Here is a 24,399-nt window from a genome sequence, read left to right as displayed (position 1 = left end):
CCCCACCCCACCCCCACCCCGCCCGGCTACTAGGCCACCGGGTCCCGCTCGACCGGGCAGCTCATGCAGCGCGGGCCGCCCCGGCCCCGGCCCAGCTCGCTCCCGGGGATCTCGATCACCTCGATGCCCTCCTTGCGCAGGTGGGTGTTGGTGGTGACGTTCCGCTCGTACGCCACCACCACGCCCGGCTCGACGGCCAGCACGTTGCACCCGTCGTCCCACTGCTCGCGCTCCGCCGAGTGCACGTCCTGGCGCGCTGTGAACACCCGGATCCCGTCCAGCCCGAGCGCCGCCGCGATGGCCCGGTGCATGTGCTCCGGCGCGTGGTCGGTCACCTTCAGTTCGCTCTCGGCGGCACCCGGCTCGATGGTGTACGAGCGGAGCATCCCCAGACCCGCGTACTGAGTGAACGTATCTCCGTCCACCATCGTCATCACCGTGTCCAGGTGCATGAACGCCCGGGACTTGGGCATGTCGAGCGCCACGATCGTGCGGGCCGACCCGGCGGCGAACAAACCGCGCGCGAGCATCTCCACGGCCTGCGGGGTGGTGCGCTCGCTCATGCCGATCAGCACCGCGCCGTTGCCGATGACGAGGACGTCGCCGCCCTCGATGGTGGAGGGGTAGTCGGCCTGCCCCTGGGACCAGTAGTGGAAGGCACCGGAGGCCGTGAAGAGGGGGTGGTGCTTGTAGATCGCCTCGAAGTGCACGGTCTCGCGCTGCCGCGCGGGCCAGCGCATCGCGTTGATGGACACCCCGTCGTAGATCCAGGCGGAGGTGTCGCGGGTGAAGAGGTGATTGGGGAGCGGCCCGAGCAGGAAGCCGTCGAGGTCGAGGGCGTGGAAGCGGACCGACACCGGCTCGCCGTGCCGCTCCAGGTACTCGCGCTTGGTCATCCCGCCGACCAGCGCCTCGGCAAGCTCCGCGTCGGGCAGTTCGTCGAACGCGGCCCGCAGGTGGTCGGTGGCCAGCGGGCCGAACTCCTTCTCGTCGAAGACCCGGTCCAGCACCAGGTGCCGGGCCTCCGGTACGGACAGCACCTCGCACAGCAGGTCGCCGAAGAGGTGCACCGCCACACCGCGGTCGCGCAGCACGTCGGCGAACCCGTCGTGCTCCTGGCGGGCCCGGCGCACCCAGAGCACGTCGTCGAAGAGGAGGGCGTTCTTGTTGGTCGGGGTGAGCCGCTTCAGTTCCAGGTCCGGCCGGTGGAGGATGACGCGGCGCAGCCGCCCGGTCTCGGAGTCGACATGGAATCCCATGCCTCCCACGGTCGCAGACCGGGCGGCCTTTTGGCCGCGTGTCGGCCGAAGGCGGTGGGCCGCCGGGACCTCCGGGCCCGAGGGGGTCCGGCCTCAGCGCACGCCCAGGGCCGCGCCGGGGTCGCCCTGCAGGGTCGGCGCGAGGATCCCGAACTTCGGCAGCGCGAGCTCGGGCAGGCCGAAGTGCTCGGCGCCCGGCTCCGCGACGGGGGCGCCGAGGACCGCGCCAGGGGTCTTGGCCGCCACGTCCGAGGCGGGCGAGGCCACCTGCGCCACGCCGTCCTTGCCGGTGCCCAGCAGGCTCGGCAGCGGGGAGGAGGCGTCGGTCGTGCCCAGCTCGCCGGCGAGCGGGACCATGGGGAGGACCGGGTTGGGCAGCAGCTCCCCGGTGTGGTGGCGCGGGCCGTCCGGGACACCGGGGGTGAGCAGGGGCAGGCCGGTCGCGAGGTGGGGGGTCTTCATGCCCAGCGGCACCTCGAGGGCCTCCAGGGGCACGTCGACCGGGACGCTGCCGGCGGCCAGTGCGGGCGACACGCCCACGGCCGAGGCCACACACGTCACGAGCGCCGCGATGCTTCCGCGCGCGGTCATCTTCATACTGCGTTCCGTTCTTCCAGGATCGCGGACACTCCGCTGCCCTGGAAGAACGAGCCCACCCGCCGATTCCCCGAAAACTTCACTCGTCTGCCGTAACGCGACGGGGTGGTGCGGGGGAACCGGCGGGCGCGCCGGAGCGTCCGGGGCCGCCTCCGGCAGCTGGAGCCACGGCCCGGAGCCACGGCCCGGAGCCGCGCCCCCGCCCGGCCCCGGAGCCGCGGCTCGAACGCGTCCCCGGAGCCGCGCGGCGGACCCGCTCAGAGCCGCGGGTCGACCGGCTCCGACTCGAGCGCGAGCACGGCGAACACGGCCTCGTGCACCCGCCACAGCGGCTCCCCCGCCGCCAGCCGGTCCAGCGCCTCCAGCCCGAGCGCGTACTCGCGCAGCGCGAGGGAGCGCTTGTGCCCGAGGAACCGCTCGCGCAGCCGCTCCAGGTTCTCCGGGCGCGTGTACTCGGGACCGTAGATGATCCGCAGGTACTCGCGGCCGCGCACCTTCACGCCCGGCTGGACCAGGCGCCCCTTGGCGTCCCGGGCGTACGCGGCCAGCGGCTTGACGACCATGCCCTCACCGCCGTCGCCGGTCAGCTCCAGCCACCAGTCGGTGCCGGCCCGTACGGACGCCTCGTCGCCGGTGTCGACGACCAGCCGCCGGGTGGCGCGCACCAGCCCGGTCGGGTCGTGCGCCACCAGCCGGTCCAGCCAGGCCAGCTGGGTGTCGTGCGGGACCTCGGTCGCGAGGCTGCGCCCCGCCGCGGCGAGCAGCTGGAACGGCGCGAACCGCACGCCCTCGAGCCCCTCGGTGCTCCAGCAGTAGCGCCGGTACGCCTCGGTGAACGCGGCCGCGTCGGCGGCCCGCTCCCGCTGCCGGGCGAGCAGTTCCCCGGTGTCCACCCCGCGGGCCGCGGCCGCCTCCAGCGCGGCGAGCGCGCCGGGGAACACCGCCCCCGAGGCCGCGCCGACCGCCGCGTACTGGCTGCGCAGCAGGCCTCCGGCCTTCAGCGACCAGGGCAGCAGCTCGCCGTCGAGCAGCAGCCAGTCCGTGCCGAGCTCGTCCCACAGGGCGGCGCCGCCGATCGCGGCCCGCAGCCGGTCCAGCACCTCCTCGGTGACGGCCGGGTCGTCGAAGAACGGCCGCCCGGTGCGGGTGTACAGCGAGCCGGTCGGGCCCTCGACCCCGAACCGCTTCCGGGCGACGTCCGCGTCGCGGCACACCAGGGCCACCGCACGCGAGCCCATGTGCTTCTCCTCGCACACGACCCGCTCGACGCCCTCGGCCCGGTAGTGGGCGAAGGCCTCGGCCGGGTGCTCCAGGTAGCCCTCCTCCTTGGAGGTGGCGGTCGGGGCCATGGTCGGCGGGAGGTACGGCACCAGCCGCGGGTCGACCGCGAACCGGCTCATGACCTCCAGCGCGGCGGCCGCGTTCTCCTCGCGGACCGTGACGTTGCCCTGGTGCCGGGTCTCCACGAGCCGGCGCCCGTGCACGTCGGCCAGGTCCAGCGGCCGGCCCTCGTGGCCGCCGGGCGCCTGCGAGGCCAGCGGCTTGACGGGCTCGTACCAGACCTTCTCGGCGGGTACGTCGACCAGCTCGCGCTCCGGCCAGCGCAGCGCCGTCATCTTCCCGCCGAACACGCAACCGGTGTCCAGGCAGATGGTGTTGTTGACCCAGGAGGTGTTCGGTACGGGCGTGTGCCCGTACACCACGACCGCCCGGCCCCGGTACTCCTCGGCCCACGGGTAGCGGACCGGCAGCCCGAAGGCGTCGGTCTCCCCGGTGGTGTCGCCGTAGAGGGCGTGCGAGCGGACCCGGCCGGAGGTGCGGCCGTGGTACTTCTCGGGCAGCCCGGCGTGGCAGACCACCAGGTCGCCGCCGTCGAGGACGTAGTGGCTGACGAGCGAGGCGATGAACTCCCGCACCTCGGCGACGAACGCCTCGTCCTCCCGGCCGAGCTGCTCGACGGTCTCGGCGAGGCCGTGGGTGAGCTGCACCTTGCGGCCGTCGAGGTACCGGCCGAGCTTGTTCTCGTGGTTGCCGGGCACGCACAGGGCGTTGCCGGACTTCACCATGCCCATGACGCGGCGCAGCACGGCGGGGCTGTCGGGCCCGCGGTCGACCAGGTCGCCGACGAACACGGCGGTGCGCCCCTCGGGGTGGACGCCGTCCTCGTAGCCGAGCCGGGTCAGCAGGGTCTCCAGCTCGGCGGCGCACCCGTGGACGTCCCCGACGATGTCGAAGGGGCCGGTGAGGTGGCGCAGGTCGTTGAAGCGCCGCTCCAGGACGACCTCGGCCGCGTCGACCTCCGCGACGGAGCGCAGCACGTGCACCTTGCGGAAGCCCTCGCGCTCCAGGCCGCGCAGGGAGCGGCGCAGTTCGCGGCGGTGGCGGGTGATGACGTGGCGGGGCATGCCGGCCCGGTCGGGCCGGGCGGCGTTGCGGGCCGCGCAGACGTCCTCCGGCAGGTCCAGGACGACGGCGATGGGCAGCACGTCGTGGGCGCGGGCCAGCTGCACGAGCTGGCGCCGTGCCTCGGGCTGGACGTTGGTGGCGTCGACCACCGTCAGCCGGCCGGCGGCCAGGCGCTTGCCGGCGATGTAGTGCAGGACGTCGAAGGCGTCCTTGCTCGCGCTCTGGTCGTTCTCGTCGTCGGCGACCAGGCCCCGGCAGTAGTCGGAGGAGATCACCTCGGTGGGCTTGAAGTGGCGGCGGGCGAAGGTGGACTTGCCCGAGCCGGTGGCGCCGATCAGCACGACGAGGGAGAGGTCGGTCACGGGCAGCGGGCGCCGCACGGCGGCGGCCGGTGCGGTGGTGGTGTCGGGTGCGGTGGTCATACGGCCCTCTCCTCCTTCGGGGTGGTGGCGGGCGTGTTGGCGGTGGTCTCGGGGGCGCCGGGGGTGCCGGTGGTGCCGGTGGTGCCGGTGGCCGGGTGGTCCGTGGGCGCGGTGAGCGAGAACACGGCCATCTGGGTGGGCGGTCCCACTTCCGGGTCGTCGGTGCCGACGGCCTCGAAGGCGACCCCGTACCCGTACCGCTCCGCGACGGACCGGGCCCAGGAGCGGAACTCCTCCCGGGTCCACTCGAAGCGGTGGTCGCCGTGCCGGGCGTGCCCGGCGGGCAGGCTCTCCCACCGCACGTTGTACTCCACGTTCGGGGTGGTCACGAGCACGGTACGGGGTCGGGCCGCGCCGAAGACGGCGTACTCGAGGGCGGGCAGCCGCGGCAGGTCCAGGTGTTCGATCACCTCGCTGAGCACGGCCGCGTCGTAGCCCGTCAGCCCCTTGTCGGTGTACGTCAGGGAGCCCTGGCGCAGCGTGACGCGCGAGCTCTGCCGCTCGCCCATGCGGTCCAGTCGCAGCCGGCGGGCGGCCGCGGTCAGGGCGCGCACGGACACGTCCACGCCCACGATCTCCGTGAACGCCGGGTCCTTCAGCAGCTCCTGGACCAGCTGGCCCTGCCCGCAGCCGAGGTCCAGCACCCGCTGGGCACCGGCCGCGCGCAGGGCGGCGAGGAGGGCGGTGCGGCGCTGCGCGGCCAGCGGGACCGGCCGGTCCTCGGTGTCGTGGGTCTCGTCCACGGCGTTGTCGAGCTCCTCGACGACCGTGCCGTCGGCCTCCGCCAGCCGGACCAGTTCGAGCCGCTCCATCGCCTGCCGGGTCAGGCCCCAGCGGCGGGACAGGAACCGGGCGGTGATGAGCGGGTGCTCGGGGTGGTCGGCCAGCCAGCCGTCACCGGCCCGCAGCAGCTTGTCGACCTCGTCGGGGGCGACCCAGTAGTGCTTGGCGTCGTCGAGCACCGGCAGCAGGACGTAGAGGTGGTTCAGGGCGTCGGCCAGCCGCAGCTCGCCCTCCAGGACGAGCCGTACGTACCGGGAGTCGCCCCACTCGGGGAAGGCGGCGTCCAGTGCGACGGGCTCCGCGACGACGGTGCGCCAGCCGAGCGGGGCGAAGAGGCGGTGCACCAGCGCGGCCCCGCCCCGGGCGGGCAGCACCGGGATCTCGACGCGGAGCTCCCGCGGCTGCTCCGGGAGCTCGGGGCGGGCCGGGCAGCGGCCCTTGAGCGCGCTGGAGAACACCCCGCCGAGCGCGACGGCGAGCAGCGAGGACGCGGCGTACGGGCGGTCGTTGACGTACTGCGCGAGGGCCGCGTCCGGCGCGCCGCCCCGGCCCTTGCCCCGGCCCCGTCGCACCAGCGCCACGGGGTCCACGTCCAGCAGCAGCGCTGCCGTGCAGCGCTCCGTGCCCGCCTCGGGATAGAAGACGTGCGCGTTGCCTTGCGCCGTCCGGAAGACCTGGGCCTTGTCCGGATGCTTGTGCAGCAGGAAGCCGAGGTCGGTCGCGGGGCGGTCGTGGGTACCGGTGGTGGTGATGGTCAGGAACACCCGTCCGAGTATTCCCGCGCCCCCACCCCCTGACCACGCATTTTCCGTGGTCGGCCGGCTCGGCCGCGCGTACGGCGGGGCGGGCGGGCGGTCGGGAGCGCGGGGCGGGCGGTCAGGGCCTCAGGCGGGGGGCCAGGGCGGCGATGTCGTCCGGGGTGACCCGGCAGCAGCCCCCGATGAGGCGGGCCCCCGCGCGGCGCCAGGCGGACACCGGCCAGGGGGCGGGCGCGGCGGGGGCGTGCCAGACGCCGGTGGCGGCGTCCCACACGGAACCGTCGTTGGGGTAGGCGACCACCGGCTTGCCGGTGGCGTCGGCGGCCGTCCGTACGGCGTCGGCCACCTCGGCCGGGTCGCAGCAGTTGACCCCGACGGCGATCACCTCCGGGACCTCGGCGGCCAGGGCGAAGGCCCGGTCGAGCGGCTGCCCGGCACGGGTGCGGCCGCCCTCGACCGTGTACGAGAGCCAGGCCGCGGCGCCGGTGCCGGCGAGCAGCTCCAGCAGGACGGCGGCCTCGTCGGCGTCCGGGATCGTCTCCAGCGCCAGGACGTCCGGCCCGGCGGAGCGCAGGGCCTCGATGCGGGGGGCGTGGAAGGCCGCGAGCTCCCGCGCGCCGAGCCCGTACTGGCCGCGGTACTCGGAGCCGTCGGCGAGGACCGCCCCGTACGGTCCCACGGACGCGGCCACCCACACGTCGCGCTCCGGCCCGGCCGCCCCGGTGGCCCGGTCGGCGAGCTCGACGCTGCGCCGCAGGAGCGCGCTGACCTGGTCGCGGCCGCGGCCCCGGCGGCCGAACTCCTCGTACGACACCTGGTAGCTGGCGGTGATGAGCACCTCGGCGCCCGCACGGACGTAGGCGGCGTGGGCCGCCGCGACCTGTGCGGGCGCCTCGGCGAGCACGCGGGCGGACCACAGGCCGCCGGACAGGTCGCAGCCCTGGTCGGTGAGCTGGTTGCTGAGGCCCCCGTCGAGGAGCACCGGCCGCACGGCCAGCGCCTCGGCGAGCGGCGTGCCCGCGCGCGCCATCAGCCCTGCGGGCCGCCGGTGCCGGCCGCCCGGCCGCCACCGGGCCCCTCGCCGGGTCCGGAGGACACCCAGGGTCCCCCCAGGGTGCCCGCCCGGGTCGGGCCGCCGAGGTGCGGCATGATCCGGTCGGCGATCAGCTCCAGGTGGTCGAGGTCGTGCAGGTCGAGCACCTGGAGGTAGATGCGCTGGGAGCCGACGGCGCGGTAGCCGGCGATCTTCGTGAGCACCTCGTCGGGCGTGCCGGCGAGGCCGTTGGCCTTGAGCTCTTCGACTTCCCGGCCGATGACTGCGGCGCGCCGGGCCACCTCGGCGTCGTCCCTGCCGACGCACACCACCAGGGCGTTGGAGTACACCAGGTCCCCCGGCGCGCGCCCGGCCGCCGCCGCGGCCTCGCGCACCCGGCCGAACTGCCGCTCCGTGTCGGCCACCGAGGCGAACGGGATGTTGAACTCGTCGGCGTACCGGGCGGCCAGCCGGGGGGTGCGGCGGGCCCCGTGGCCGCCGACCAGCACGGGCACCTTCGCCTGGGCGGGCTTGGGCAGTGCCGGCGAGTCGGTGAGCCGGTAGTAGGTGCCGTCGAAGTCGAACGTGTCCCCGACCTTCGTCTCCCACAGCCCGGTGACGATGGCCAGCTGCTCCTCCAGGCGGTCGAACCGCTCCTTCGGGAAGGGGATCCCGTACGCCTGGTGCTCGCGCTCGAACCAGCCCGCGCCCAGGCCGAGTTCGACCCGCCCGCCCGACATCCTGTCGACCTGGGCGGCCTGGATGGCCAGGATGCCGGGGAGGCGGAAGGTCCCCGCGGTCATGAGGGTGCCCAGGCGGATCCGGCTGGTCTCCCGGGCCAGTCCCGCCAGTGTGATCCACGCGTCGGTGGGGCCGGGCATGCCGGGTGGCTCCTCCCCGTCGCCGGGCACCTGGTCGGCCCCCATGCGCAGGTAGTGGTCGGACCGGAAGAAGGCGTCGAAGCCGAGGTCCTCGGTGGCCTTGGCGACCCGCAGGAGCGTGTCGTAGTCGGCGCCCTGCTGGGGTTCCGTGAAGATGCGAAGATCCATACCTCCCATCCTGCCCCGCCGGCACCCCGGCTGGGTGAATCTGCGTCAACCAGGCATTCCGCGCCCGTCCGAGCCAGTGACCGGGGCCCGGGGAGATCGTTGGCCCGGTCGGAGCCGGACCGCCCGGCCCGCGCGCCGGCGGCCGCCGCCGGTGCGTTCACCGCCCCCTTCCCCCGCGGAAGGGCCCGGGCCGAGGAGACCGCCATGTCCCAGGAACACGTGCCGCAGCACACCGGACAGGCCGAGCAGGAGGAGACGGTGCCCGCCCAGTCCGGGGCGCCGAAGGGCCTGCTGCAGCAGATGGAAGAGCTGATGGCCGCTCTGAACGCGGACCTTTCGCAGCTCGACGCCGATCTCCAGACCTCCGCGGAGCGTCGCCCCGAGCCGGTGGCGCTGAGTCACGACGCCGAGGGCGAGCTGCCCTCCCGTCGCTCCTTCTGACCCCTCCGTCCGGCCGACCGCCGGTTCAGCCGGCGCCCGCCGTCGAGTCCCGGGCGGCACCGGAGCTGCTGCCCCGCTCCCGGTCCGTGAGCCTGCGCAGTATGGCCCGGACCCGGTCGCTGGACTCGTCGGCCGCGTCGATCGCCTCGATGCAGTGCCAGTACAGCCCTTCGTCGTCGGTGGCGCACGCGACCGACACGAGGGCTATGCCGACCTCCCCGAGGAGCGCGCCCAGGCCCAGCAGGGCCTGCCGCAGGTCACCCAGCGCCGACAGCTGCGCCGATCTGGGCACCGTGTCCGCTCTGGCGTCGAGTCCCAGGGCCTGCCGGTCCAGCACGCCGCAGCCCCTGCCACCCGCTTCGCCGAGGCCCCGCGCCTCCGTTCTCAGCTCCGGCGGCCCCGTGACCGCCAACCAGCTTCCCATCGTCTGGGCGAGCGCCTGGGCCTGCCAGGCCTCCACCACCGTGTCCCCCACCGTCCGGCTCTGTGCCAGAGCGTGACGGCCGGCCGCGATGAGCCGTACCGCATCCATATGCCGTCCCCCGTCCGTACGACATCTTGCTGCTTAGCCACTACCCAGCGTGAGGGCAATGGACCCGTAAAGCCAGGGGTATTCGGAAATCTGTGGACACTCTCACGGTTGTGGACAAGTCCATCACTCCGAAGAGTGACAATCAGGTCCTCACGGCGTGGCTCCTGGCCGCGGGAAGCGCGTTTCGTTGCGGTCGATCTTGGCAGACAGGGCTGACAACGGGTCCACCCCGAGCACCGCGCAGAACTGCAGCAGGTACGCCAGCACGTCCGCGACCTCGTCCCCGACCCGGTGCGCGGCCTCCGGGTCGTCCATCACCCGGGCCGACTCCTCCGGCGTCAGCCACTGGAAGATCTCGACCAGCTCCGAGGCCTCGACGCTCAGCGCCACGGCCAGGTTCTTCGGGGTGTGGAACGGCTCCCAGGACCGCGCGGCGGCGAACTCGACGAGCCGCGCCTGCAGTGACTCGAGCGTGACGGCACCGCCCGCCCCCACCGCGTCGCCCGCGTCCCCCGGCTTCGCCGCCCGTCCCGCTCGCCCCTGTGACTTCTCCGATGCGCTCACGCCACCAGGTCTACCACCGACACCCCGGCCAGTCCGCGGGCCCCCGCCCCGTCCTCCCCCACGGCTCCCGCGAGCCGGACGTGCCCGCGACCGCAGGAGAGCAGGGCCAGCCTCAGCAGCTCGGCGGTCTGCCTGCCGTCGAGGCCCCGGTCCAACCCGTCGGCCAGGACCGCCAGCGCCTGGCGCGCGGGCAGCAGTTCCGCCGCCGGGTCGACGGCCAGCACGCCGGGCCCGGTCAGCAGCACCAGGGCCAGGGCCAGGAACCGCAGCTCGCCCTCGCCCAGCCGGCCGAGCGGGGTACCCGGGAGGACCCCGCCGCGCCCGAGTTCCGCCGTGACCCGCCCGTCGGCCAGGGTCCGGGCGCGGAGGTCGGCCACCGGGCCGGCGCAGCCCGTGCGGGCGGCCCGGACGAGTGCGGCGTGCCGGGTGGCGCACTCGTCGCGGGTCCGGCGCAGGACCTCGGCCAGGTTGTCGCAGCCGGCGCGCAGCAGTCCGGTGCCGGGGGCCGCGGGGGCCCGCATCCGGTGCGGCTGCGGATCGCAGGCGAAGACGGCGCGCAGGGCCACCACGACCTGTTCGGCGGCGGCCAGCACCGTGCGCTGGCCGGCGGTGCTGCCGGCGACGCGCAGCGGGAGCAGGGCCGTGCCGAGCCGGTCGTCGGGGAGCGGGGCGCGGGTGACGTGCGCGGTGCCTCCGGTGAGCCAGGCCGCCTGCAGGCTGGGGCGCCGGGGGTCGGTCAGCGCGGTGGTGAGCAGGGTCTGCCCGGCCGCCACCAGCCGTTCGCCCACGACCCGCAGCTCGGGGTCGGCCTGGACGGCGAGGTCGAGGCGGACCGGGCCGACGGGACCGTCGACCGTGCAGCCGATGCGAAAGCCGCGCCGGCCCTGGGCGTCGGCCACGGCGCGGTCGGGGACGCAGTCGGGCGCGTCGGGGAAGGCCTCGGCGAGCGTCCGTCCGCAGGCGAGGGCGGCGAGCCGGGCGTAGGCCTCCAGGGCGGTGGACTTCCCCGTGCCGCTGGCGCCGGCGAAGAGGGTGACGGGCCCGAGCGGGAAGGCGGCCCCGCGGTGGCGCTTGTAGGCCGACAGCCGCAGCTCGGTGACGGCGGGACGGGCCGGACCGGCGTCCGGGTGCTCCGCGGACGGCCCGGCGTCAGGTTGTTCCGGGGACGGCGCAGCGACCGGGTGTTCCGGGAACGGCGCGGCAGCCGGGCGATCCGGGAACGGCGCAGCGACCGGGCGATCCGGGGACGGCGCGGCAGCCGGGCGGAGGCGGAGAGGGGTGGCGTCCATGCGCCGTGACGCTACGCAGCCGCCGGCGCGCCGAACCGTTCCGCCCCCGGCGCCTTCCTACGAACGGACTACCGGAGCCACCCGCACCGGACCTGGAACTAGAAGGGGTCCCCGAGGTCGGCGCGGGCCCGCGAGCGCTGGTCGGGGATGGACCGGCTCGCGCCGAAGCCGCTCTCGTGCACCCACACGTGCGTGCACGCCGGGCACTGGAGGTGGAGCAGGCTGCCGGTGTTCGTCAGCAGGTAGCGCCAGTGGGTGCCGCAGTTCCGCCCCGCCCCGCACGGCTCGCACTCCCGGGCGTCGTCACACCCGGGGCAGGCGACCCAGGCGCGGCGGCCGGGGTCGGCCTGCGGGTCAAGGGGCAGCATGGCCACCGCCGGAGCGGCGCGGCAGCACGCCGGCCGCGACCAGGTCCTCGTACAGGCGCTGCTGCTCGGCGTCGAGGCCGGAGTACAGGAGGTCGTACGCCTGCTCCTCGCCGCGCAGCACCTCGACCGGGTCCCAGGCCGCGCCGATCGCGGCGAGGACCTGGGCGCGCCGCTCGATCTCGTGGGCGGTGAAGTCGACGTCGAAGCCGAACGTCGCGCCGGGGCCCTCGGGCGTCCTGCCGGGGCCGTCGCCGGGGCGGGAGGGCGGCTCGGGTATCGGGTCGTGGGGGGTCATGCAACAGGAACTTAGGCAAACCTTCCTTTTCCGGTCAAGGGAGGGTGCGCGGAGTCACACGTAGCCCTGCGTCGCGGGGGCCCGCTGGTGCACGATGGGCCCCATGCGCGCACCCATCGGAAATTTCGACAACGCCCGCCCCGCCCCCGACTGCCTCGACGAGCTCAACGGGCCCGTCGCCGCCGCCGTCCGCGCCTGGCGCGGCACGGTGCCGGCCGACGAGATGGTCTACGTGGACACCGACCCGGCGAAGGCCGACACCGCGGCCTTCGTCGAGCACTACGGCCAGGACCTCATGACCGCCTCCGCGAACTGCGTGGTCGTCGCGGCCAAGCGCGGCGGCGAGACCACCCTCGCCGCCTGCCTGGTCCCCGCCGCCGCCCGCGCCGACGTCAACGGCACCGTCCGCCGCCTGCTCGGCGCCCGCAAGGTCTCCTTCGCCTCGATGGACACCGCGGTGGAGCTCAGCGGCATGGAGTACGGCGGCATCACGCCGATCGGGCTCCCGGCGGACTGGCGGGTCCTGGTGGACGCGACGGTGGCGGACATGCCGTGGGTGCTGATCGGCAGCGGCCGCCGCCGCGGCAAGCTGATCGTCCCGGGCAAGCTCTTCACCGAGCTCCCCGGCGCGGAGCTGGTCGAGGGCCTCGCCTCCTGAGCGCTGCGCCCGTGCCCCGACATGCGTACGCCCCGCACGGGGCGGGGCGTACGCGGGCGGGCGGTGGGAGCGGTCAGGGGTGCGGGATGGCGGCGGCGATGCCCTCGACCTCGGTGCCGACGGGCGCCAGCAGGAAGACGTTGCGGTCGACGCGGTGCATGCCGCTGCCGAGGCCGAAGACGACACCGCTGCTGAAGTCGAGGATGCGCTTGGCGACCTCGGTGTCGGCGCCCGTGAGGTCGAGGAGCACGGGGATCTGCGCGATCAGGTACTCGGCCACCTCGCGCGCGTCCGCGAAGACCTGGACCCGCAGGACGACGAACCGGCGCTGCCGTTCGATCTGCTCGCGCGGGATCGTCCGGTGGTCGACCCGCGACGGCCATTCGTTGCGGCTGCGCAGGGGGACGACCTGGGCCAGCCCCTCCCACTGTTCGTCGGTGACGTCGTACCTGCTCACCGGACCACCTCGGCCCCGCCATTCATGTGCATCCCCACATCCTCTCGCGTTTCACCCGATCAGCCCAACACCGACACGGACGAATGCGTTGCGGAGGCGCGCGAAGGTCTGGCCACGGAACTGACGGGTCAGTACCTTACCGGCAGGTAATGGACCCCCCACGCGTGAGGAGCCCTCCGTGCGCCCCGGTTCGAAGACCAACTCCCTTACAGAATACGGCCGTTCGCGAAAGTCCCGACGATCGCGCGGAGTGCCCGCCGCCACCGCGCCGCTCGCCGCGCTCACCGCCCTGGCGGCCCTGACGGTCGCCGTCCCCGGCACCTCGTACGCCCGGTCCGCCCCCGACCCGGCCCCCGGCGCCGGCGCCGCCCGGCCGTCGGCGGCCGCGGCCGCCGACGGCCTGCGCGAGGTGCTCTTCGTCGGCAACAACTGGGACGGCACCGCCGACGTCCTGGCCTCCTCCGGCGACCTCGCCCGGATCGGCCGGATCAACGTGATACCGGACAAGGACGAACGGCTCCGCGAGATCTACCTCAACCCCGTCAAGCTCGGCTACTTCCTGGGCATCCGCGGCACCGCGGGCGAGGGCCACGACCAGTTCGCCGACGACATGTACGCCACCCCGGACGGCACCGCGCTGGTCGTCTCCCGGCCCAGCTTCGCGGACGTGGTCTCCCTCGACCTGGCCACGGGGCGGCTCAACTGGCGCTTCCCGGTGGCCGGCTACCGGGCCGACCACATGGCCGTCTCCCCCGACGGCACCAAGGTCGCGGTGTCCGCCTCCACCGCCGGCACCGTGCACGTGCTGGACATCCGCACCGGCCGCCAGGTGGGCTCGTTCGCCACCGGCGACAAGCCGCACGAGAACGTCTACACCGAGGGCGGCCGCTACCTCTGGAACATGTCCATCGGCGACGTCACCAGCGCCCTCGACGCGTCGTGGCTGGACTGGACGAAGGGCGACCGGCGCATCACGGTGGTGGACGCGCAGACGTACAAGCCGGTCAAGGTGATCGACATGCGCCAGCGGCTGGACGCGGCCGGGCGCTCCGACCTCTCCGACGCCGTGCGGCCGGTGGCCTTCACGCCCGACTGGTCGAAGCTGTACTTCCAGCTGTCGTTCTTCAACGGCTTCGTCGAGTACGACGTGGCCGCCGACCGGATCACCAAGATCAAGACGCTTCCCAAGAACCCGGCCACCAGCGAGGACCGCACCACCTGGGTCAACGACTCGCGCCACCACGGCCTCGCGATGAACCCCGAGGGCACGAAACTGTGCGTGGCCGGGACGATGGACGAGTACGCCACCGTCGTCGACCGGGCCACCCTCGCCGAGGGACCGCTGGTGCCGGCCGACAAGCCGTACTGGGCGACCGTCAGCGGCGACGGCAGGTCCTGCGTGATCTCCGAGAGCGGCTCCGACCGGGTCACGGCCATCGACTTCGCCACCGGCCGGCCGACCGTCTCCGTCCCGGTGGGCGACCATCCGCAGCGCGTCCGGCTGGGCCGGATACCGGTCGGCTGGACCGGGCCGGCGGCGCGGTAGGGGCCTGCCGCCCCCTCCGGGAGGACCGCCGGGGACACCGCTGCGGGGCCGCCGTGCGCGGCGGCCCCGCCTCAGTGAGGGGTGGCGGGCCGGGCCGGGTGGACGGCGTGGGCCAGGGCGGCCCCCAGGACGAACGCGCCGCCGGCCACGGCCCACGCGAGCAGGTCGGGGGCGGTCCAGCCCCACAGCGGGACGGCGGCGCTGTCGACCGCGGCGATCAGCACCACGCCGCCGCCGGCCAGCGCCGCGGTGGACGTCGCCCGCCGGCCGGCGGCGCGCAGCGCCCAGCCGAGTCCGTGGCCGAGGGCCAGGGCGAGTACGGCGGCGGCGGTACGGGCCGCGGCCGCGCCGTGCTCGGCCACGGCCTGGGCGAAGAAGGCGGCCAGGCCGGCGGCCGCGACGGCGGCGACGGGCAGCAGCGCGTCGCGGAAGCCGGACAGCATCAGCTCGGGGGTGCGGTCACGGCGGGCCAGGTAGGCGACCAGTCCCGTGCCCGCGACCATCAGGGCGGCCGTGAACAGCCAGTCGACGGACCAGAGTCCGGCGAAGCCGTCCGGCGCGGGCCGGTGGGTGAGGTACGAGGCCAGGAGGAGGGCGGCGGGGGTGCCGCCGACCCCGGCCATGGCAGCCGCCGGGCGGGCGGTGAAGCGGCCCACGGCGGCCGCCAGGACGGCCAGCACCAGCGCGAACAGGGCGACTCCCCAGACGGTGTGTCCGGACGTCAGGGTGATGGCACCGGGCCCGGCCGGCACCTCGGCGCGCGGGTCCCAGGGCATGAGGAGCAGGTACGCGCCGGCGGCGAGGACCGCGGCCGGCAGGGCGGTCAGGGCGGCGGGCTTGGAGGCGTTCATCGGGTCTTCTCCGCGGGGGCGAGGCGGGGGTGAGGCGGGGGTGACGCAGGGCCAGGGGTGTCAGAGGTGAGGCGGCCGGGGCGGTGGGCGCACACGGCGCGGATACGGCGGCGGGGCCGGCGGGAACGGACCGCTGTGGTCGTTCCCGCCGGCCCCTCTCGGAGTCGGTCACCGCTCTTCAGGAGCGGTGGTCCGGATCCCGTTCCGATCAGATCCCGAAGGCGTCGTCACCGAACCAGTGGACCGCGTAGTAGAAGCCCTCCGCGGCGCCCTTGCAGGGCTGCTCCGTGAAGATGTTCTTCGGCTCGCAGATGTACTTCTTCATGTCCTTCTTGAAGTTGGTGTCGATCCGGTCCTTGTACTTCCGCTTCTTCCGGTGCTGGTCCTGGTAGTTCCGGTAGCCGAAGTCGTGGCGGGCGCAGGGCCAGCGGAACTCGGAGCTGTAGTAGTAGACGATCGCGCTGGAGACCTTCACCAGCCAGGGGGCCGAGCAGCCGTTGTCCTTCCAGATCAGGCCGTCGTGGTGGTGCCTCTTCTGCTTCTCCTTCTTGAACGTCCACAGGCTCTTGTGGAAGAGCCAGGTGTCGGTCTTCGAGGCCTTGGAGCGGCTGGCGCTGTAGGAGGTCATGGCCGTCGGGGCCGACAGCGGGGCCGCACTGCAACCGGGGCAGGAGGAGAGCAGGCTGCCCGCGCCGACGGACTCCTGGCCGGTGATCTGGTCGGCGGGGTTGGTGCCGACGGTCAGGTCGCCGATGCTGTCGCGCACCAGGAACTCACCGGTGGCCGGGGTGTACTGGATCTGGCCGTCGTCGCTCGCCTCGTTGAGCGAGATGGTGACCGTGCCGTCCGCGTCGATCGCCGCGAGGCCGTTGAGGTCGGCGACGTCGGTGATCAGGGTGCGGGTGACGGCGGTGCCGCTCTGCGTCCAGACGAGCTGGTCGCTGCTGTCGTAGTGGAACTTCTGGGTCTCCACCGAGGCCCAGGTGCCGCCGCTGTTGGTCTCGATCAGGGCGCCGCGCTTGCGGCCCAGCGGGTCGAGCGTCCAGGTCTGCCGGCGGGTGCCGGCGGTCTGGCTCTGCAGCCGGTCGTTGGCGAAGTACGTCGACGACAGGCCGTCGGGGCTGGCGGTCAGGCGGCCGCGGGCGTCGTACTGGTAGCCCGCGTCGACGATCCGGCCGGCCGAGTCGTAGGCGTGGCTGGTGGCCGCGCCCGCGGAGGTCGGGCAGCCGGTGTCGGTGGTGCCGGTGGCCGAGGCCTCGGTCTTCTTGCTGCCGTTGGCGTCGTAGGTGTAGCTGTACACCGCGCAGGTGCCGGAGCCGTCCTGGGCCTCGGTCCTCTGCGTCACCAGCCGGCCGCCGGCGTCATAGGTGTTGGCGGAGACCGACAGGCCCGAGCGGTTCAGCAGCTGGCCGTGCACCGAGGTGCTGCCGGCGCTGGCGAAGAAGGGCTCGGTCTGGCCGGCCAGGGTGTAGGTGCGGTTGACCGTCTCGCCGCCGGGCGCGTTGGTCTGGCGCATCGTGACCCCGCCGGGCAGGGTCTGCTCGACCGTGTTGCCGTCGGCGTCGTACTTGTTGGTGAAGACGCCGGCGCCGGAGTCGGTCACCTTGGTCGCCAGGCCGCGCGGCTCGGCGTTCGTGTCGTACTCGTAGGTGGTGGTGTACGGGGCGGAGCCGACCGTCTTGACGGTGCGGTCCAGCGCGTCGTACTCGGTGCTGGTCGTGGCGCCCTCGGCGTCGGTGTACGTGCTCACGCGGCCGAGCGCGTCGAACTCGGTGGTCACCGCGCCGTCGGCGGTGGCGACCTTGGCGACCTGGCCGTTGGCCGGGTCGTAGGTGGTGGTGGAGGTCTGCACCGCCGCGCCCGGTCCGGAGACCGAGTTGGTCACGGGGCGGCCGGCGGCGTCGAAGGTCGTGGTGATGACCTGCGAGGAGCCGTTGGCGGTCTCGGTGCGCTTGGCGACCTGGCCGTGGCGGTCGTACTCGGTCACGACGGTCGGGAGCTCGTCGGGGTTGCCGTTGGCGCCGGTGACCTTGGCGACCGGGGCGGTCTTGCAGACGAGGTCGGCCCACTCCGGTCGGCCGGAGCAGTCACCGGTGCCACCCGCGGTCCAGTAGACCGTGGTGCTGGCGGAGGCGTCGGTGCCGTCGGAGGCCGGGACGGTCGACAGCGTCGGGCGGCCCTGGCCGTCGTAGCCGGTGGTCCGCTTCAGGGCGAGGCCGGACGGGTCGTCGGTCTTGGAGGTGGGCAGGCCCTTGGCCCAGTCGTAGCCGGTGGCCAGGGTGCGCACCTCGGCCTCCGGGTAGCCGGTGACCACGATGCCGGTGCTCTTCTTGGTCTCCAGGTGCGCGGCCTTGGCGCTGCCGTCGGTGGGACGGCCCTCGTCGTAGGCCGTGCGGGTGTGCTCGCGGGCCGCCACCTCGGTGCCGGCCGCGACGGCCGGGAGGTCGGCGGTGGCCGCGAGGCCGGCCGCGAGACCGGTCAGCTTCAGCGGGCTGAGGGTGTCGAGCTCGTCGACGCCGTCGGCGCTGTAGACGCTGACCGAGGAGAGCATGTCGGAGCGCTCGGCGGTGCCCAGCTCGGAGATGTTCAGCGCGTCCAGGGTCTGGGCGGCGCCGGGCGACGTGCCCAGGGCGAGGGCGCGGTTGGCCGCGGTCAGCTCGCGGACCTCGTTGCCGAAGGCGTCGTGCTCGGTGGTGGAGACGAACCCGCCGGGCTGCGCGGTGTTGACCTGGCGGCCGGAGGCGTTGGTGTAGGTGACCACGGCCCGCTTGTAGTCGCCGGCGGCGAGCGCGTCACCGTCGTTGGCGGACGGGACCTGGTCGGCCGGGAAGAGGGCGGTGGCGTCGGTGGGGACGTCGCTCTGGCTCCAGGCCGCCACGTCGGTGGCGCCCATGGCGTACGGGGCCTTCGCTCCGCTCAGCGGGACGCCGTAGACGACGCTGGTGGCGGCGGTGCCGTTGGTCTCGGTCTTCGAGCCCTGGGTCAGGGTCGGGTGGGAGGCCTTGAGCAGCATGCCGTCGCCGGAGACCGGGGAGGTGCCGACCTTGCCGTAGGTGAGGGTCCAGGGCAGGATGCCGGGCTCGCCGTACTTCACGACGCGGCCGGCCGCGTCGTAGTCGTAGGTCTTCTTCTGCGCCGGGGAGACCCGCGGGTCCCACACCTCGCGCAGGCGGCCGTCCTTGTCGTACTGGTACGAGGCGATGTCGGTCGCGGTCGCGGCGGCGGCGCCGGGGTTGGTGGCCCAGAGTCGGATGCCCTGGACGCGGCCCGCGTAGTCGCCGAGGGCGGAGTCCGTCGCGGTGGTGCCGGCCGCGTACACGTACTCCAGGACGCGGCAGCCCTTGGTGGACGGCGTGACCTTGCAGACGTCGATGGTGACGGCGCTGGTGCGGGCCACCAGGTACTTCGGGCGGGCGACCTGCTTGCCGTTCTCGGTGACGACCGTGGAGACCAGGAAGGTGCTCGGGTTGGCCGGGTCGTCGGTGGGACGGGCGGTGGCGGACAGCTGCCAGGCGGAGGTGCCGGTGGCCTTGGTGAAGGTGCTGGTGACGCCCTTCGTGTCCTTCAGGGTGTACGAGCCGTCGGCGCCCTTGCTGAGCACCAGTCCCTCCGCACCGGGCTCGGGCTTGAAGCCGCCGCCGGTGGTGGCCGTGAAGCCGGTCTGCTTGCCCTCGCCGTCGGTGACGGTGACCAGGCCCGCGGCGGGCTCCTGGACGGTGGCCCAGTTGCTCTCGGTGGCGGCGAGTTCGGTGCCGCTCGCCCACTCCGGGCCGAAGATCGCGGCCTGGCCGGCCTGGGCGGCGCCCAGGGCCGGGCGGCGCGAGGAGGCGGCGCGGGTGACGGACATGCCGAACACCGTGGCGTCGGACTCGGCCAGGGTGAGGTCGCCGGTGAGGGCGTTGACGTCGCCCGGGCCGACCGGGAGGTCGGGGGCGGCGCCGGCGGCGCGGTCCACGGTGACGGTGTTGGCCGGCGAGTAGTCCGTGGAGCTGCCGTCAGTGACGACGGCGCGGACGTCGACCGGTCCGTCGGCGGCGAGCGTCTGGGTGATGTTCCAGCTCAGCTCGGGGACGGTGCCGCCGGTGACGGCGACCGGCCAGGCGGTCGGGGTGGCCCCGGTGGCGGCGATCCGGACGTCCGCGACGGGCACGTCCTTCCAGGCGTCGGTCTCACCGCGGCGGTACTGGTAGCGCACGCCGGTGTCGGTGGGCTTGGCCTGGGCCAGCAGCGCGGTGCGGCTGGCGGGGCGGTCACCTTCGGCCGGGGCCAGCAGGGCGGCGCCGGAGCCGGCGTAGAAGGTGTACGTGACGTCGGCGGAGACGTTGCCCGCCGCGTCGCGGGTGTGCACGGTCAGGACGTGCTTGCCGGCCCGGAAGGTCAGGGACTTGGTGACCGCGGCGCCGGTGGTGGCGGCGGTGGTCCAGGTGCCCGAGTCGAGCTTGTACTGGATGTCCTTCACGTCGCTGGAGGGCGGGGTGAAGGTGAAGTTGCCCGAGAAGTCGCCGTTGGAGTTGGCGGTGCCGGACCACTGGCCGGCCGGGAAGGCGGTGGAGCCGACCGCGGTCGTGCTCGGCTTGGTGGTGTCGACGGTGAAGGTCTGCCAGGCGGACCAGGTGCCGTTCCAGACGTTGCCGTCGTAGACGGCTGCGCGCCACTTGTAGCTGCCCGGGGCGAGGGCGGTGGTGGGTGTCCAGGGGGCGTTGGAACCGGAGGCCGTGTAGGCCGACTTGCCGGTCTGCAGCGCGGCGGTGCCGTTGGCGGCCCAGATCTCGTACGAGAGCTGGACGGTGTTGCCGTCCGGGTCGGTGGCCTTGCCCGTGAGGGTCGGGGTGGTGTCGTTGGTCGACGATCCCGAGAGCGGGGAGACCGGGGTGGCCGCGCCCGGCTTGGTGTTGTAGTTGATCGTCAGCGAGGGCTCGTACGTGGCGTTGTGCGAGCCGTCCACGTAGTTGGCGCTGCGGTAGCGGCGCCAGGTCAGCGGGTCGGCCTCGTCGGCGGAGGCCACGCGCAGGCCGTAGTTGGCCTGGCCGTCGGCCCACGACTGGGCGATGGCGTCGATGTCCCAGGTGCTGGAGCCCGCCGGGCAGGAGGAGCTGTAGCCCTTGGCGTCCTTGATGGTGGCGGCGCCGGTGGCCGTGGTGGCGGGCTGGTTGGCCCAGGTGATGGCGGACGGGTCCCAGGCGGCCGTGACGCGGCGGACCTGGACGCCGGCGTTGGCGGTGTTGCAGGTCGACGAGTAGTACGAGTACATGCGCAGCTTCGCGTCGAGGATCTGCTTGCCCTTGTACTTGTCCACGTTGAACTGCAGGAACGAGCGGGCCTTCTGGACGCCGTCGTACGTGCCCGCCTTCAGCTCGGTGGAGCCGCGCTGCGAGGTGAGGTAGTCGTCGTACTGGATCCAGGTGTCGGTGATCGGCCCCATGAGGGAGTCGGTCGGGTCGATCGTCACCGGGTACTTCACGTTCGGGTCGTTGAGGAACGCGGCGCTCGGCTTGAGGACGAGGACCTGCTTGCCGTCCTTGCCCGTCTCGATCTCCACGTCGACGTTGGCGATCTTCTCGGGCTCGCCGGAGCCCTTGTCGATCGCGGCGCCCCACATGACGGGCGCGGGCGCGGTGGCCTTCGCCTTGTTCTTCGTGTCGTCCCAGCGCAGCCGCTTGTCGGCGGTCTCCTTGAGGGTCAGACCGTCCGCCTCGATGGGCAGCCGGTACTCGACCGGGGCCTTGGGGCGCTCGCGCAGGACGACGTTGTGGGTGAAGCCCTCCTTGAGGGCGGTGACGACCAGGTCGCCGCCGGGGACGGCGTTCTCGTACGTGGCGGTCGGGCCGTGGAGCTTGGGCTTGGGGAGCTTGCCCTCCCACGCGACGCCCAGCGAGTGCTTGCCCTTGTCGACCGCGGCCAGCGGCTCGCCGGTACCGCCGTCGGACAGTTCGACGTCGGCGGCGGCCTGCCTGGGCTGGATCTTCCCGCCCTCGGGGACGAGCGTCATGTCGATCGGCGCCCAGTTGCCGTGCTCGTCCTTGGCGCGGATCGGACCGGTGAACGACTCGAGGGTGGTCGTCCCGTCCGGGTTGGCGAAGGTGCTGGTGGAGTCGGTGCGCTCGGCGAGGATCTCGATGCGGCGCTTCTGCACCTTGGCCATCAGGCGGGCGGAGGCGGCGTTGGGCGCCTCGGCCGGTCCGAGGGTCTTCGGCCTGGCGGCCGGGCGTACGACGTTCGGCGCGGCCTGCGGGGTGCTGGCCAGTGCGATGCCGCCGCCGTCGGCCACCATCAGGACGGCGATCGCGGCGGCCTGCCACATGTGGCGGCGGCGGGCCGTGGGGAGGGATCTTCTCTCGGACGCGTCCGCTATGTCGTCGTGCGTCGGGGAGGGGGGCATGTCGGATGGCATGCGGAACGTACCTCACTGTTACGGGGGATGACTGCCGCGGCGGCGCTGCGTCGACGGAGCGTCACATCGCGGCGTGAACAAGGGGGTTCGACTCGAAGCCCGTCGGCGGGGTTCGGTCGGGTGGTTCGAGGGGCGCAGGAGAAGTCCTGCGCCGGGTGTCACGGGGGGTTTCGGGGAGGGCGTCGGGCTCCGTACGGAGGGGTGGTACGGAGACCGGCGCGCCGCCCGGGGGCGCGGCCGGCCCGGCGGGGCCGGTCCGGGAGGCCCCGGTCGCGGGGACTACTGCCAGCCCATCGAGTCCTTGTCGGTCGCCGCGCCGGTGTCCTCCTGGGTGACCACGGCGGTCGTCCGCACGGTTTCGGCGGCCGAGCCCGGGCCGTCGAAGGCCACCGCCGAGGCGGCGGGGGCGAGCAGCGCGAGGGCGACGGAGGCGACCGCGGTGGCCAGGAGGGACTTGACGCGAAGCATGGCGACTTCCTCGGGGGGTGATCAGAGCTGGACGGGTACGGACGACTGAGGGGTCCGGTCCTGGGGGCGCCCCGCGGTTGGCGCCTTCCGGTTCCGGTCCCGGGCCGGTGCGTTCCGGCCGCTGGTCACTAGTTTTCGGATCCGCCCGGCTGGTCGGAAGCCCATCAGGCTGGACGGATCCGGCCCTGTCCGGAACCGTCCCGGCCGACCCCCGAGCGGGGTGCGGCGGGGGCGGCGGCGAAGTCCAAGAAGGCGCTGAGGAGCGGGACTTGGGCGCACTGGACCGCCCACCCGTGCAGTTCCGGCAGCACCTTGGTGCCGCGCCGGCCGACGGCCAGCGCGGCGCCCTCGGCGTCGGCGAGCGAGCCGGCGACCAGGTGCAGTCCGAGGACCGGGTACGGCCGCGCGTCGGGGTGGGGCGTGACGTGTTCGAGGGCCTCTTCCGGTCGGGCGATCGCGCGCAGGAGGGCGGGCAGGTCCGCGCCGAGGGAACCACCGCCCGGCGGGGGGCGCAGGGAGACATGGACGAGGTACATGCCGACAAGAGTGGGAAATCCCGGGCGTCCTGGGCCAGTCGACACGATGGACGGATCCGCCCCTGGCCGGAACCGTCCACGTTTTGGGACCGCTGGAGATGGCAGGCCGTGGGGGGGTTCTGTAAAGATCAACTGACTAAAGGAACCGGGGGGTCGGATGCTTTCTACGCTGGGATTGGAAACCGACGCGGAGCTCGTCTACCGGGCCATGCTGCGCCTGCCACGGGCGGGGGTCCCGGCCCTGGCCGGCGAGTGCGCCCTGTCGGAGGACGACGTGCGCGCCGCGCTCGACCAACTCAGCACCCTGGCCCTGGTGCGCCCCTCGCACACCGGCGACGGCTCGCTGCGCGCGGTGTCGCCGGAGGTGGGCATGGAGCTGCTGATGGTCCGCCAGCAGGCCGAGATCGCGGCCCAGCAGCAGCGCCTCGAGCAGTCCCGGGCCGCCGCCGCCCAGCTCATCGCCGAGTACGCCGACCTGCGCCCGGCCACCGCCCACCCGGGCGTGGAGCAGCTGCTGGGTCTGGACGAGATCCGCGACCGGCTCGCCCGGCTCACCCGCGAGGTCCGCGAGGAGGTCGTGAGCCTCTCCCCCGGCGGCGCCCAGACCCCCGAGAACCTGGCGGCCGCCCGCCCGCTGGACGAGGAACTGCTGGGCCGCGGCGTGCGGATGCGCACGATCTACCTCGCCAGCGTGCGCAACGACCGGCCCACGGTCGAGTACGCCGACTGGCTGGCCTCCCGCGGCGGCCAGGTCCGCACCCTGACCACCCTCCCCACCCGCATGATCATCGTCGACCGGGCGACCGCCGTCATCCCCGTGAGCAGCGACGACACCGCCGCCGGAGCGGTCGTCCTGACCGGGCAGGGCACGCTGAGCGCGCTCACCGCGCTCTTCGAGGGCCTGTGGTCGGCGGCCGAGCCGCTCGGCTCCGAGCCGGCGTCCGCCCCGCCCGAGGAGGAGGCCCTCACCCCGCAACTGGCGACGGTCCTGCGGTTCCTGGCGGACGGCCACACCGACGACGCGATCGCCAAGCGCCTCGGGGTCTCCTCGCGCACCGCGCGCCGACTGGCCACCGAGCTGATGGACCGGCTGGGTGCGCGCAGCCGCTTCGAGGCGGGCGCGCGGGCCGTACAACGCGGCTGGCTCCCCATGCCCCGCTGAGGGGGCACGGGGAGCCGGCCTTCCCCGCCGGGGGACGCGGGGCTCGTCAGACCATCGGGTCCATGGTCGGCGGACGTCCGGCCCTGCGGGCCGACAGCCCGCGCCGACCGCCCGTACCCATGGCGGCCGCCGCCATCGCGCAGCCGAGCAGCAGGGCCACGGCTCCGCAGATGACGTTGCTGACCACGCTGCGGGTGGTGTCGACGTTCCCGGCCACGACCCACGGCGCGAGGATCGTCCAGGCGCCGATGGCGATGCCCGCCCACGCCATGGCGTGGGTGCGCTCGTACGCCGAGCCGAAGCCGCCCATGATCGCGCAGTAGGCCACGCCGGTGATCAGGTTCGTGACGGCGAGCGTCGTGAGGTCGTTGAAGCCGACGATCCACGGCGAGGCCGCCAGGTACAGGCCCGTGAGCAGGGCCAGCGTCTCCGTGAACTGCGCCCGGGGGGTGGTCGTCGCCCGCTCGAACCGGGCGCGCATCTCGGCGAGGTCGGGGTGTTGTTCAATGCTGGTGGTCATCTCGGGCCGCCTCC

20 protein-coding genes and 1 pseudogene are annotated in these 24,399 nt (G+C 73.9%); 4 read left to right on the top strand and 17 right to left on the bottom strand.

Annotated features, from left to right (window positions below):
• Positions 1 to 29: 29 nt before the first annotated feature.
• From IF43_RS0128445 to IF43_RS0128420, 6 genes and pseudogenes are all read right to left on the bottom strand, one after another.
• Complete coding sequence (locus IF43_RS0128445) at positions 30 to 1,259, bottom strand: arginine deiminase (RefSeq protein WP_030206928.1); 1,230 nt, start codon at positions 1,257 to 1,259, stop codon at positions 30 to 32.
• A gap of 93 nt (positions 1,260 to 1,352) precedes the next feature.
• Positions 1,353 to 1,856, bottom strand: a complete 504-nt coding sequence (locus IF43_RS0128440; protein ID WP_030206926.1) for a hypothetical protein — start codon at positions 1,854 to 1,856, stop codon at positions 1,353 to 1,355.
• 257 nt (positions 1,857 to 2,113) lie between these two features.
• Positions 2,114 to 4,684, bottom strand: coding sequence for a polynucleotide kinase-phosphatase (locus IF43_RS0128435; RefSeq protein WP_030206924.1), 2,571 nt, complete (start codon positions 4,682 to 4,684; stop codon positions 2,114 to 2,116).
• Complete coding sequence (locus tag IF43_RS0128430; protein ID WP_078910524.1) at positions 4,681 to 6,231, bottom strand: 3' terminal RNA ribose 2'-O-methyltransferase Hen1; 1,551 nt, start codon at positions 6,229 to 6,231, stop codon at positions 4,681 to 4,683. The genes IF43_RS0128435 and IF43_RS0128430 overlap by 4 nt, the downstream gene beginning before the upstream one ends.
• A gap of 112 nt (positions 6,232 to 6,343) precedes the next feature.
• Positions 6,344 to 7,255 (bottom strand): homocysteine S-methyltransferase, encoded by a 912-nt coding sequence (mmuM, locus tag IF43_RS0128425; RefSeq protein WP_030206916.1) that lies wholly within the window; start codon positions 7,253 to 7,255, stop codon positions 6,344 to 6,346.
• Between the two features lie 119 nt (positions 7,256 to 7,374).
• Positions 7,375 to 8,307: pseudogene (locus IF43_RS0128420) on the bottom strand (LLM class F420-dependent oxidoreductase); the annotation flags it as partial.
• 204 nt (positions 8,308 to 8,511) lie between these two features.
• Here IF43_RS0128420 and IF43_RS0128415 point away from each other — a divergent pair.
• Positions 8,512 to 8,748, top strand: a complete 237-nt coding sequence (locus IF43_RS0128415) for a hypothetical protein (RefSeq protein ID WP_030206912.1) — start codon at positions 8,512 to 8,514, stop codon at positions 8,746 to 8,748.
• Between the two features lie 25 nt (positions 8,749 to 8,773).
• On the opposite strand, the gene IF43_RS0128410 is transcribed toward IF43_RS0128415, so the two are convergent.
• The 5 genes from IF43_RS0128410 to IF43_RS42230 form a co-directional block, all read right to left on the bottom strand.
• On the bottom strand, positions 8,774 to 9,280 hold the full coding sequence (locus IF43_RS0128410; protein WP_037890415.1) for a DUF6099 family protein: 507 nt from the start codon (positions 9,278 to 9,280) through the stop codon (positions 8,774 to 8,776).
• Between the two features lie 150 nt (positions 9,281 to 9,430).
• On the bottom strand, positions 9,431 to 9,775 hold the full coding sequence (locus tag IF43_RS0128405; protein ID WP_030206908.1) for a nucleotide pyrophosphohydrolase: 345 nt from the start codon (positions 9,773 to 9,775) through the stop codon (positions 9,431 to 9,433).
• A 65-nt stretch (positions 9,776 to 9,840) separates the two neighbouring features.
• On the bottom strand, positions 9,841 to 11,133 hold the full coding sequence (locus IF43_RS0128400) for an AAA family ATPase (protein WP_037890412.1): 1,293 nt from the start codon (positions 11,131 to 11,133) through the stop codon (positions 9,841 to 9,843).
• Positions 11,134 to 11,231: 98 nt separating this feature from the next.
• A complete protein-coding gene (locus IF43_RS0128395; protein WP_030206906.1) occupies positions 11,232 to 11,501 on the bottom strand; it encodes a hypothetical protein in 270 nt (89 codons plus the stop codon).
• Positions 11,488 to 11,796: a DUF6400 family protein gene (locus tag IF43_RS42230; RefSeq protein WP_030206904.1), complete on the bottom strand. Its 309-nt coding sequence runs from the start codon at positions 11,794 to 11,796 to the stop codon at positions 11,488 to 11,490. The genes IF43_RS0128395 and IF43_RS42230 overlap by 14 nt, the downstream gene beginning before the upstream one ends.
• A 103-nt stretch (positions 11,797 to 11,899) precedes the next feature.
• Between IF43_RS42230 and IF43_RS0128385 the strand changes: the two genes are divergently transcribed.
• Positions 11,900 to 12,454 (top strand): YbaK/EbsC family protein, encoded by a 555-nt coding sequence (locus IF43_RS0128385; RefSeq protein ID WP_030206898.1) that lies wholly within the window; start codon positions 11,900 to 11,902, stop codon positions 12,452 to 12,454.
• A 73-nt stretch (positions 12,455 to 12,527) separates the two neighbouring features.
• On the opposite strand, the gene IF43_RS0128380 is transcribed toward IF43_RS0128385, so the two are convergent.
• Positions 12,528 to 12,911, bottom strand: a complete 384-nt coding sequence (locus IF43_RS0128380) for a cell division protein SepF (RefSeq protein ID WP_030206895.1) — start codon at positions 12,909 to 12,911, stop codon at positions 12,528 to 12,530.
• Positions 12,912 to 13,161: 250 nt separating this feature from the next.
• Between IF43_RS0128380 and IF43_RS0128375 the strand changes: the two genes are divergently transcribed.
• Positions 13,162 to 14,457: a YncE family protein gene (locus tag IF43_RS0128375; protein ID WP_030206891.1), complete on the top strand. Its 1,296-nt coding sequence runs from the start codon at positions 13,162 to 13,164 to the stop codon at positions 14,455 to 14,457.
• Positions 14,458 to 14,528: 71 nt separating this feature from the next.
• Here the strand turns inward: IF43_RS0128375 and IF43_RS0128370 are convergent, their stop codons facing one another.
• The 4 genes from IF43_RS0128370 to IF43_RS38340 all read right to left on the bottom strand — a co-directional run bounded on the left by IF43_RS0128370 (position 14,529) and on the right by IF43_RS38340 (position 22,703).
• On the bottom strand, positions 14,529 to 15,308 hold the full coding sequence (locus tag IF43_RS0128370; protein WP_051796341.1) for a hypothetical protein: 780 nt from the start codon (positions 15,306 to 15,308) through the stop codon (positions 14,529 to 14,531).
• Positions 15,309 to 15,516: 208 nt separating this feature from the next.
• Positions 15,517 to 21,687, bottom strand: a complete 6,171-nt coding sequence (locus IF43_RS43595) for a phospholipase A2 (protein WP_267884805.1) — start codon at positions 21,685 to 21,687, stop codon at positions 15,517 to 15,519.
• A gap of 291 nt (positions 21,688 to 21,978) precedes the next feature.
• Positions 21,979 to 22,167 carry a hypothetical protein gene (locus IF43_RS0128360; protein ID WP_030206876.1) on the bottom strand — a complete coding sequence of 63 codons (189 nt, stop codon included), beginning with the start codon at positions 22,165 to 22,167 and terminating at the stop codon, positions 21,979 to 21,981.
• A gap of 164 nt (positions 22,168 to 22,331) precedes the next feature.
• Positions 22,332 to 22,703 carry a hypothetical protein gene (locus IF43_RS38340; RefSeq protein WP_051796338.1) on the bottom strand — a complete coding sequence of 124 codons (372 nt, stop codon included), beginning with the start codon at positions 22,701 to 22,703 and terminating at the stop codon, positions 22,332 to 22,334.
• 157 nt (positions 22,704 to 22,860) lie between these two features.
• Between IF43_RS38340 and IF43_RS0128350 the strand changes: the two genes are divergently transcribed.
• On the top strand, positions 22,861 to 23,865 hold the full coding sequence (locus IF43_RS0128350; protein WP_030206861.1) for a LuxR C-terminal-related transcriptional regulator: 1,005 nt from the start codon (positions 22,861 to 22,863) through the stop codon (positions 23,863 to 23,865).
• 46 nt (positions 23,866 to 23,911) lie between these two features.
• Here IF43_RS0128350 and IF43_RS0128345 read toward each other — a convergent pair whose 3' ends face one another.
• Positions 23,912 to 24,385 carry an SPW repeat protein gene (locus IF43_RS0128345; protein WP_030206860.1) on the bottom strand — a complete coding sequence of 158 codons (474 nt, stop codon included), beginning with the start codon at positions 24,383 to 24,385 and terminating at the stop codon, positions 23,912 to 23,914.
• Positions 24,386 to 24,399 lie beyond the last annotated feature (14 nt).

The organism is Streptomyces sp. NRRL S-87 (assembly GCF_000719335.1).
Taxonomy (GTDB): domain Bacteria; phylum Actinomycetota; class Actinomycetes; order Streptomycetales; family Streptomycetaceae; genus Streptomyces.
This window is presented reverse-complemented; position numbering and strand designations above follow the sequence as displayed.

What these genes read in the sequence shown, in the direction of transcription:
- IF43_RS0128445 (WP_030206928.1), bottom strand. Translation starts at nt 1,259, where the DNA reads ATGGGATTCCATGTCGACTCCGAGACCGGGCGGCTGCGCCGCGTCATC.
- IF43_RS0128440 (WP_030206926.1), bottom strand. Translation starts at nt 1,856, where the DNA reads ATGAAGATGACCGCGCGCGGAAGCATCGCGGCGCTCGTGACGTGTGTG.
- IF43_RS0128435 (WP_030206924.1), bottom strand. Translation starts at nt 4,684, where the DNA reads ATGACCACCGCACCCGACACCACCACCGCACCGGCCGCCGCCGTGCGG.
- mmuM (WP_030206916.1), bottom strand. Translation starts at nt 7,255, where the DNA reads ATGGCGCGCGCGGGCACGCCGCTCGCCGAGGCGCTGGCCGTGCGGCCG.
- IF43_RS0128415 (WP_030206912.1), top strand. Translation starts at nt 8,512, where the DNA reads ATGTCCCAGGAACACGTGCCGCAGCACACCGGACAGGCCGAGCAGGAG.
- IF43_RS0128410 (WP_037890415.1), bottom strand. Translation starts at nt 9,280, where the DNA reads ATGGATGCGGTACGGCTCATCGCGGCCGGCCGTCACGCTCTGGCACAG.
- IF43_RS0128400 (WP_037890412.1), bottom strand. Translation starts at nt 11,133, where the DNA reads ATGGACGCCACCCCTCTCCGCCTCCGCCCGGCTGCCGCGCCGTCCCCG.
- IF43_RS0128395 (WP_030206906.1), bottom strand. Translation starts at nt 11,501, where the DNA reads ATGCTGCCCCTTGACCCGCAGGCCGACCCCGGCCGCCGCGCCTGGGTC.
- IF43_RS42230 (WP_030206904.1), bottom strand. Translation starts at nt 11,796, where the DNA reads ATGACCCCCCACGACCCGATACCCGAGCCGCCCTCCCGCCCCGGCGAC.
- IF43_RS0128385 (WP_030206898.1), top strand. Translation starts at nt 11,900, where the DNA reads ATGCGCGCACCCATCGGAAATTTCGACAACGCCCGCCCCGCCCCCGAC.
- IF43_RS0128370 (WP_051796341.1), bottom strand. Translation starts at nt 15,308, where the DNA reads ATGAACGCCTCCAAGCCCGCCGCCCTGACCGCCCTGCCGGCCGCGGTC.
- IF43_RS43595 (WP_267884805.1), bottom strand. Translation starts at nt 21,687, where the DNA reads ATGCCCCCCTCCCCGACGCACGACGACATAGCGGACGCGTCCGAGAGA.
- IF43_RS0128360 (WP_030206876.1), bottom strand. Translation starts at nt 22,167, where the DNA reads ATGCTTCGCGTCAAGTCCCTCCTGGCCACCGCGGTCGCCTCCGTCGCC.
- IF43_RS38340 (WP_051796338.1), bottom strand. Translation starts at nt 22,703, where the DNA reads ATGTACCTCGTCCATGTCTCCCTGCGCCCCCCGCCGGGCGGTGGTTCC.
- IF43_RS0128350 (WP_030206861.1), top strand. Translation starts at nt 22,861, where the DNA reads ATGCTTTCTACGCTGGGATTGGAAACCGACGCGGAGCTCGTCTACCGG.
- IF43_RS0128345 (WP_030206860.1), bottom strand. Translation starts at nt 24,385, where the DNA reads ATGACCACCAGCATTGAACAACACCCCGACCTCGCCGAGATGCGCGCC.